This is a genomic window from Pseudonocardia sp. McavD-2-B (assembly GCF_024124365.1).
Lineage (GTDB): Bacteria > Actinomycetota > Actinomycetes > Mycobacteriales > Pseudonocardiaceae > Pseudonocardia > Pseudonocardia alni.
This window is the reverse complement of the sequence record NZ_JAMXSG010000260.1, coordinates 1-8559: the sequence shown is the minus strand read 5'-3', so window position 1 is coordinate 8559 and position 8559 is coordinate 1. Positions and strand designations below refer to the sequence as shown.

At 74.9% G+C, this 8559-nt stretch carries 8 protein-coding genes; 3 read left to right on the top strand and 5 right to left on the bottom strand.

The features are described 5' to 3' along the window. From NH602_RS25050 to NH602_RS25040, 3 genes are all read left to right on the top strand, one after another. On the top strand, nt 1-861 hold an 861-nt coding region (locus NH602_RS25050), incomplete at its 5' end, for an ATP-binding protein (RefSeq protein ID WP_253069072.1). A gap of 27 nt (nt 862-888) precedes the next feature. Continuing rightward, nucleotides 889-1821 (top strand): aldose 1-epimerase family protein, encoded by a 933-nt coding sequence (locus tag NH602_RS25045; protein ID WP_100877823.1) that lies wholly within the window; start codon nt 889-891, stop codon nt 1819-1821. A 56-nt stretch (nt 1822-1877) separates the two neighbouring features. Next, nucleotides 1878-2501 (top strand): malonic semialdehyde reductase, encoded by a 624-nt coding sequence (locus tag NH602_RS25040; RefSeq protein WP_374210261.1) that lies wholly within the window; start codon nt 1878-1880, stop codon nt 2499-2501. A 62-nt stretch (nt 2502-2563) separates the two neighbouring features. On the opposite strand, the gene NH602_RS25035 is transcribed toward NH602_RS25040, so the two are convergent. From NH602_RS25035 to NH602_RS25015, 5 genes are all read right to left on the bottom strand, one after another. Beyond that, on the bottom strand, nt 2564-3673 hold the full coding sequence (locus NH602_RS25035) for a serine hydrolase domain-containing protein (protein WP_253069071.1): 1110 nt from the start codon (nt 3671-3673) through the stop codon (nt 2564-2566). An 8-nt stretch (nt 3674-3681) separates the two neighbouring features. Further along, the gene (locus NH602_RS25030; protein ID WP_179759910.1) at nt 3682-5277 is read right to left on the bottom strand and encodes an ABC transporter ATP-binding protein; all 1596 of its coding nucleotides are present in this window, start codon (nt 5275-5277) and stop codon (nt 3682-3684) included. Further along, nucleotides 5274-6155, bottom strand: a complete 882-nt coding sequence (locus tag NH602_RS25025; RefSeq protein WP_246352627.1) for an ABC transporter permease — start codon at nt 6153-6155, stop codon at nt 5274-5276. The genes NH602_RS25030 and NH602_RS25025 overlap by 4 nt, the downstream gene beginning before the upstream one ends. Continuing rightward, a complete protein-coding gene (locus tag NH602_RS25020) occupies nt 6152-7111 on the bottom strand; it encodes an ABC transporter permease (RefSeq protein WP_179762749.1) in 960 nt (319 codons plus the stop codon). The genes NH602_RS25025 and NH602_RS25020 overlap by 4 nt, the downstream gene beginning before the upstream one ends. A gap of 5 nt (nt 7112-7116) precedes the next feature. After that, nucleotides 7117-8559, bottom strand: a 1443-nt coding sequence (locus NH602_RS25015) for an ABC transporter substrate-binding protein (RefSeq protein WP_253069070.1), incomplete at its 5' end; no start/stop codon positions are given.

Below are 8559 nucleotides of genomic sequence, written 5' to 3'. Positions count from 1 at the left end.
GCGCACGTCGCCGGGCTCGACACCCGCATCGCCGAGCAGGAGCGCCTGCTGGCCGCCGCCGCCCCCGACCTCGACGCCGACGAGCTGGTCGCCGCGGCCCCGGACACCGAGCCCGGCGCGCTGACCGAGGCGCTCGACCGGGCGCAGGCCCATGAGCGCGACCTCGGCGCGGAGCAGGACGAGGTGCGCGAGCAGCTGGGCGGGCTGCGGGCCCGGCGCCGCGAGCTGGAGGAGGCCGAGGGCGCCGCCGAGCTGCACGCCCGCGCCCAGTCCGAGCTGGCCGGCGTCGCCGACGCCGCGGAGCGCTACCTGGTGCTGCACCTGCAGCGCGAGATCCTGCGTCGCGAGCTGGAGGCCTACGAGCGCAGCCACGCCTCCCCGCTGCTGGTCCGCGCCGGGGTGGTGCTCGAACGCCTCACCGGCGGCCGGTTCGTCGCGCTGCGGCCCCCGGCCGACGCGGGCGGCGCCGGACGGAGCCTGGTCGCGGTGCGCGCCGACGGCGAGGAGCTCGTCCCGACCCGGCTCTCGGAGGGCACCGCCGACCAGGTGCACCTCGCGCTGCGCCTGGCCGGGATCGAGCAGCTGCAGGCCGACCGGGTCGCCGCCGGGCTGCCGACGGTGCCGGTCGTGTTCGACGACGTCCTCATGACCTTCGACGACGAGCGCGGCGCCGCCGCCGTCGCCGTGCTGGGGGAGCTGGCCGCCACCGCGCAGGTGCTGCTGTTCACCCACCACGAGCACGTCGTCGGGCTCGCCCGCGACGCGGGTGTCGAGTTCACCGTCGCCGAGCTGGGGCCGCCCGCCCCGGTCGAGGTCGTCGGCGACGCCGACACCGCCCGCGCCACCCCGCTGGCCGGCTGAGCGGAGCGATCACGGAGACTCACCGACGTGGACGCGTGCGGTGAACGGTTCGTGATCGTCAGCGGCGACTCCCGGGCCGAGGTCGACGAGGTCGGGGCGGCGCTGGCCGGTTTCTCCCAGGGCGGCCGGGTCCGGGTCGAGCCGCACCCGCCCACGGCCCGCCCGCCGAAGGGCTCCGGCGCGGTGCTCGCGCCCTGGCCGAACCGGGTCCGCGGCGGCGCCTGGACCCACCGCGGGACCCGCAGGCAGCTCGCGTTGACCGAGCCGGACGCCGGCAACGCCATCCACGGCCTGCTGCGGCACGTGACCTGGACCCCGGTGGAGCGGGCGGGGGACCGGATCACGCTGACCGCCGTCGCGCCGGTGCAGCCCGGCTGGCCGCAGCCGGTGCGGGTCACGGTGACCTACGCCGTCGGCCGCGACGGGCTCACCGTCACCACGGTCGTGGAGAACCTCGGGGACGCGCCCGTCCCGTTCGGCCTCGGCTTCCACCCGTACCTGCGGGTCGGTGACGTGCCGACCGACGAGCTGGAGCTGACCCTGTCCGCCCGGACCGAGCTGCCGCTGCGCGACCAGCTCCCGGACGGCCCGGCGCGGCCGCTGGACGGCGCGGTCTCCCGGACCCGGCTCGCCGGGCTGGTCCTGGACAGCGCGTTCGGCGGCTGCACCCCCGGCGACGGCCCGGACGGCGGCGCCGACGGCCGGGTCCGGCACCGCGTCGGGTCCCGGGACGGCGGCGGCACCGAGCTGTGGGCCGACGCGGCGTTCGGCTGGGTGCAGGTCTTCACCCCGTCGGACTTCCCGCGCCAGGGCCCGGATGGAGCGGTGACGCCGTCGCGGGCGATCGCGGTCGAGCCGATGACCTGCCCGCCGGACGCGCTGAACTCGGGCACCGACCTGATCGAGCTCGTCCCCGGCGAGTCCCAGGTGCTGCGCTGGGGCGTCCACGCCACCGGGTGATCCGGATCATCGCCGGGAGCGGAATACCGGAGAGGTCGTTGAACGCTCTACCTTCTGTGACTGCCGAGACCGCTTCCCCGGTGCTGCTGCCCCGCCTCGACGAGGCCGGCCGCGCCGCCCTGTTCACCGAGGCCCGCACCGCCAACACCTTCACCGACGAGCCCGTCACCGACGAGACGCTCCGCGCGGTGTGGGACCTGGCCCAGTGGCCGCCGACCGCGGCCAACACCCAGCCGCTGCGCGTGACCTTCGTCCGCAGCGACGAGGGGAAGCAGCGCCTGCTGCCGCTGCTCGCCGAGGGCAACCGGGCCAAGTCCGAGGCCGCCCCGGTCGTCGCGATCCTGGCCGCGGACCTCGACTTCCACGAGCACTCGGACACCACGTTCCCGGTCAAGCCCGGCTTCCGCGAGGGCCTGGAGTCCCAGGGCCGTGAGGGCCGCGAGCCGATGGCGCGGTTCAACGCCTCGCTGCAGATCGGCTACGTCCTGCTCGCCGCCCGCGCGCACGGTCTCGCCACCGGCCCGATGGCCGGCTTCGACGCCGACGCCGTCACCGAGGAGTTCTTCCCCGGCGGCCGGCACCGCGCGCTGCTCGTGGTCAACCTGGGCCACCCCGGCCCGGACGCCTGGCACCCGCGGCTGCCCCGCCTCGACGCCGCGGACGTGCTCGACTTCGCCTGAGCGCGCCACGACCGCACCGACGGGCGCGTCCGCACAGCGGGCGCCCCCGTCGGCGTCGGAGCTCACCCGCAGGTCTGCAGCGCCGCCAGCAGGCTCGACGCCCGGTCGTCGACGTCCTCGGCGCGCATCTCGTTGGTGAGGAAGGAGAACCCGAGCCCCCGCTCGGGCCAGGCACCGTGCCGCCCGCCGCCCGCGCCGGAGTGGCCGAACGCGACCGGCTCGGGTCCGTAGGTCCCGATCGGGTCGGCGAGCTCGAAGCCGAGGCCGAACCGCAGCGGCCGGTCGTTGACCGCGTCGGTCCCCTCCGACCAGGTCCGGGTGGCCCGGGCCAGCGCCGCGGCCGGTACCGGGGCGACCCCCGGTGCCGGGCCCGACGGGCACAGCGCCGCGTAGAACCGGGCCATCGACGGGGCGCTCGCCAGGCCGGCCCCGGCCAGACCGCCGGACCGGTGGTAGACGCTCGTGTTCGGCAGGTCCGGCTCCTCGAGCAGCATCCGGTACATCCGTTCGACGAGTCGTCGACGCCGCGGCTCGGTGAGGAACGTCGAGATCCGGTAGTCCGGGTCGCGCACGATCCGCGCCGGTCCCGGCGGGGCCGCACCCAGGAACACCCGGGCACCGGGGACCTGCGCGACCAGGTCGCGCACGACCGCACGGGGGTCCCGCCCGGTGACCCGCGCCAGCAGCTCCGCGGTCATCGCCCCGTAGGTCGTCGGGTGGTAGGCGACCGCCGTGCCCGGCTCCCACAGCGGCTCCTGCCGGGCGAGCACCGCGGCGCACGCCCGGTCGTCCCACCGGTCGGCCCCGACCGGCTCGGGGTCGGGGTACAGCAGCCCGGCGGTGTGCGAGAGCACCTGGCCGACGGTCACGCGCTCCTTGCCGCCCGCAGCGAACTCCGGCCAGTACCGGGCCACCGGAGCGTCCGGCTCCAGCCGGTCGGACACCGCCGCGCAGGCGGCCGCGGTCAGACCCTTGGTGCCGGAGAACAGCACCGCGACCGTGTCCGCCTCCCAGGGCCGTCCGGTGGCGGGGTCGGCGAGCCCGCCGTGCAGCTCGACGAGCACCTCCCCGTCGCGGACCACCGAGAACGCGACGCCGGCACGGCTCCCGGCGAGCACCGCGGCGAAGGCGTCCGCGACGGCGGAGTACCCGGGCGCGACGGTGCCCTTCATCCCTCCGCTCATCGGACCGCCGCCATCGACGGCGTGTGCGCCAGCAGCTCGCGGGTGTAGTCGTTCGCGGGGTTCGACAGGACCTCCTCGACGGTGCCCTGCTCGACGATCCGGCCGCCCTGCAGCACCGCGATCCGGTCGGCCACCTCGCGGGCCAGGGCGATGTTGTGGGTCACGAACACCATCGCCGTGCCCAGCTCGCGGCGGACCAGGGCGAGCAGGTCCAGGATCGCGGCCTGCACCGACACGTCCAGCGCCGAGGTGACCTCGTCGCACACCAGCACGTCCGGTGCGGTGACCAGGGCCCGCGCGATGGCCGCACGCTGTCGCTCGCCGCCCGAGAGCGACCCCGGGTAGCGCGCCGCGAACGACTCGTCGAGCCGTACCTGGCGCAGCATGTCCAGGACCCGGGCCCGGCGGGTGCCGGCGTCGGCGTCGGTGAGGTGGCGCAGCGGAACCTCCAGCGACCCGGCCAGGGTCCGGCGCGGGTTCAGCGACGCGAACGGGCTCTGGAACACGTACTGCACGCTGCGCAGCTGGGCGTGGGACCGCGGGGTGGCCAGCTCCTCGCCCTTGAGCGTCAGCGTCCCCGAGTCCAGCGGCAGCAGCCCGGACAGCCCGCGGGCCAGCGTGGTCTTCCCCGAGCCGGACTCGCCCAGCAGCATCAGGCACTCGCCCGGCCACAGTTCCAGGTCCACCCCGTCGAGGACGGTGGTCGCGCCGAAGCGCTTCCCGGCGCCGGACACCCGCAGCACCGGCTCGCCGGCCGCGTCGCCGCTCGGGACCGGTGCCCGCTCGACACGCCGGTCCAGGTCGGGCACCGCGGCGATCAGGCCCCGCGTGTACGGGTGCTCGGGTGCGGTGAGCACCCGGGCCACCGGCCCGGTCTCGACGACCTCCCCGGACTGCATGACCGCCACCCGGTCCGCCAGCCCGGCGACGACGGCGAGGTCGTGGGTGATGTAGAGCGCCGCCGTTCCCGAGCGGGTCACCAGCTCCCGCACGGTGTCCAGGACGAGGTCCTGGGTGGTGACGTCGAGCCCGGTCGTCGGCTCGTCGAGCACGACGACGTCGGGCCGGTTCGCGAACGCGGCCGCGATCCCGACCCGCTGTTGCTGCCCGCCCGAGAGCTGGTGCGGGTAGCGGGCCAGGAACGCGTCGTCGTCGGGCAGGCCGACCTCGGCGAGGACCTCCCGGACCCGGCCGGTGACGTCGCCGTCCCAGGAGTGCGCCTCCAGCACCTCGGCGACCTGGGTGCCGACCCGCAGCAACGGGTTCAGCGACAGCGCCGGGTCCTGCGGCACGTAGCTGACCAGCCGGCCGCGGACCCCGCGCAGCGTGACCGGGTCGAGGGTGAGCAGGTCGTCGTGGGTCTCGGTGTGGCCGTGGAACGCCATGGTGCCGCCGGTGTGCGCGAGCCCGGTCCGGAAGTGGCCGAGCGCGGCCAGTGCCGCCGTCGTCTTCCCGGAGCCGGACTCGCCGACCAGCGCGAGGATCTCACCCGGGGCGACCGCGTAGTCGACACCGTGCAGCACCTCCCGCCCGCCGGTGGTGGACACGCGCAGGCCCGTGCAGCCGATCGTGGGTGTCGCGGTGGCGGTCATGCGCCCTCCCCGGTGGTGTCGGCCGACTCCTTGGCGAGGGCGTCGGTGATCATGTTGGTGCCGACGGTGAGGATCGCGATGGCCAGCACGGGCAGCAGGACGCCCCAGGGGGCGACGATCAGCGCGATCCGGTTCTCGTTGATCTGCAGGCCCCAGTCCGCGGCGGGCGGCTGCACGCCGAGACCGAGGAACGACAGCGAGGCGATGTAGCCGATCGAGTAGGTCAACCGCAGGCCCAGCTCCACCATCAGCGGGCCGGTGATGTTCGGCAGGATCTCGGTGCCGAGGATCCGGCGGCGCGGGACGCCGTACATCCGGGCGGCCAGCACGTAGTCCTGCCCGGCGACCGACAGCGTGGCCTGCCGCGCGACCCGGGCCACCCGGGGGATGTGCGAGATCCCGATGACCAGCACCAGCAGCCAGCCGGACGAGCCGAGCACGGCCACCGCGAGCAGCGCCAGCACCAGCTGCGGGAACGACAGCAGCACGTCGCCGCCCCGCATGATCAGGGTGTCGAGCCGGCCGCCGGAGTATCCGGCCAGCATGCCGGCGACCGCACCGCCGACCAGGCCCAGCGCGGTCGCGGCGAGCGCGTAGAGCAGGACCGGCCCACCACCGGCGAGGAAGCGGGCGACCACGTCGCGCCCGAGGTCGTCGGTGCCGACGACACCGTCCGAGCTGAACGGGCGGCCGGCGAAGTCGTCGACGCCGAAGCCGGTCAGCAGAGGGCCGAGCGTCGGCCCGAGCAGGGCGACGGCGACGACGACCAGGGTCAGCGCTGCGCCGATCCGGGCCTGGCGGCGCCGGAAGGTACGACGGATGAGTCCGGCCGGTGCGGACGCGGTGCCGGAGGTGACGGGGGGACTGGTGACGCTCATCGGATACCTCCGGCGGTACGGATCCGCGGGTCGGCCACGATCCCGGCGACGTCGGCGGCCAGGTTGACCACGACGTAGAACGCGGCGATCAGCATCGAGATCGCCTGGACCACCTGCACGTCGCGGTTGTTGACGGCGTCGATCAGCGCCTGCCCGATGCCGGGGTAGCGGAACAGGAACTCGACGACCACGACGCCGCCGGCCAGCCACGCCAGCTGCAGTGCCAGCACCTGCGCGACCGGCCCGATCGTGTGCGGGACGGCGTGGCGCAGCAGCACCGTGCGCTCGGGCAGCCCCTTGAGCCGGGCCATCTCGACGAACCCGGTGTCGAAGGTCTCCGACAGCGTCGCCCGGGTCATCCGGACGACGTAGGGGATCACGACCAGCGCCAGGGTCAGCACCGGCAGCACGAGCTGCCCGGGGCGGGTCCACACGGGCTCGCCGGGGCGGGCGATCGTGACCGACGGCAGGACCTGCAGCACCGAGGTCGCGAACAGCACGACGAGCAGCACACCGATGACGAACTCGGGCAGCGCGGCCAGGACCAGGCTGGTGCCCGACAGCGCGGAGTCGGTGCGGGTGCCGCGACGGACCGCGGCCCAGGCGCCCAGCGCCAGGGCCACCGGGGTGGCGACGAGCGCGGTGAGCACCAGCAGGACCGCGGACGCCGTGATCCGGCCACCGAGCAGCTCGGTGACCGGCCCCTGGGTGGCGGCGGAGAAGCCGAGGTCGCCGGTGAGGACACCGCCGAGCCAGCCGAGGTAGCGCTCCCAGACCGGGCGGTCGAGGCCGAGCTGCTCGGTCAGCGCCGCGACCCGTTCCGGGGTGGCCTGCTGACCGAGGATGGCGCGAGCCGGGTCGCCGGGCAGCAGCAGCGTCGCCGCGAAGACCAGCAGCGACACCACGAACAGGACCAGGACGCTCACCAGCAGCCGCCGGAGGATCATTCTCGTCACGAGGCTCATGCGCCGACCCATGCCTTCCGGAACTCGTAGCCGGACAGCGACAGCCCGGTGCGGCTGGGCGTGAGCCCGCCGACGTAGGTCTGGTGGGCGTCCACCCGGTTCGGGAAGCCCCAGATGAGGTAGCCGCCGCGGTCGTACTCGATGCGCTGGGCCTGGCGGACCAGCTCGCCGCGCCGGGCCGTGTCCACCTCGGCGCGGGCCCGGCGGACGATCCGGATGTACTCGGCATCGTTCCAGTGCGTCTCGTTGAACGGCGAGTCCGGAAGCGACGACGACCCGGCCTGCGGCAGGTAGTTGCGGGTGTTCCAGAAGCTCTGCGCGAACTCCCACTGCAGGTACTGGTCGGAGAAGAAGGTGGAGGTGTCCACCCGGCGCAGCCCGATGTCGATGCCGGCGGCGCGGGCCTGGGTGACGAGCACCTGGGCGGACTCGACCGAGCCCGCCTGGATCGGTGAGGTCACGAGCTCCAGGGACAGGTTCGGCTTCCCGGCGGCGGCCAGCAGGTCGCGCGCCCGCTCCAGGTCCTGCTCCCGGCGCGGGTCCAGGTAGTCGGGGTCGAAGCGGCCGTAGAGGTCGCCCGCGGCGACGCCCTGGCCGGAGAGCACCTGGGCGACCATCTCGCCGCGGCCGGTGGCCAGCCGCAGCGCCTGCCGGACCCGGACGTCGTCGAACGGCGGGGCGTCGACCCGCATGGTGAACGGCAGCCAGCTCCCGGTCTCGGCGGTGAGCAGGGAGATCGAGTCGTAGGCGCCGACCACCTCGGTGAGCGACAGCGGTACCTGGTCGATCGCGTCGACCTGCCCGGACAGCAGCGCGTTGATCCGGGCGTCCTCCTCGCTGAAGTTGATCAGCTCCAGGCGGTCGACCCAGGGCTGGTCCGGACGCCAGTACCCGTCGTGGCGGACGAAGGCGCTCTGCTGCCCGGGGGAGAAGGACTCGAACCGGAACGCACCCGTACCCACCGGACGGTCGACGGAGAAGTCGGCCGGGACGATCCCGCAGCTGTACTCGGCCAGGTACTGGTCGAACACCGGCCCGGGCTCGCTGAGCACGAACCGGACCCGGTCGTCGCCGACCACGACGACGTCGGTGAGCGTCTCCAGCTGCGCGGCGCCGGACTTGGGGTCGGCCGGGTCGGTGATCCGCCGGAAGGTCGCGACGACGTCGTCGGGGGTCACCGGGCGCCCGTCGTGGAAGGTGATGCCGGGCCGGATGGTCGCGGTCCAGCTGCGGGCGCCGGGGTCGGGGCGGACGGACGCGGCGACGGCGGGCTGCAGCGTGTAGTCGTCGTCCCAGCGCACGAGGGGCTCGTAGAGGCTGACGACGCGGGCGATGTCCGGGTTGGTGGCGGGGCTGTGCGGGTCGAGGGAGTCCGACGATCCGCCGCCGGTCACCCCCACCCGCAGGACCCCGCCGCGGCGGGGGGCTCCGGCCTCACG

What these genes read in the sequence shown, in the direction of transcription:
- NH602_RS25035 (WP_253069071.1), bottom strand. Translation starts at nt 3,673, where the DNA reads ATGAAGGGCACCGTCGCGCCCGGGTACTCCGCCGTCGCGGACGCCTTC.
- NH602_RS25030 (WP_179759910.1), bottom strand. Translation starts at nt 5,277, where the DNA reads ATGACCGCCACCGCGACACCCACGATCGGCTGCACGGGCCTGCGCGTG.
- NH602_RS25025 (WP_246352627.1), bottom strand. Translation starts at nt 6,155, where the DNA reads ATGAGCGTCACCAGTCCCCCCGTCACCTCCGGCACCGCGTCCGCACCG.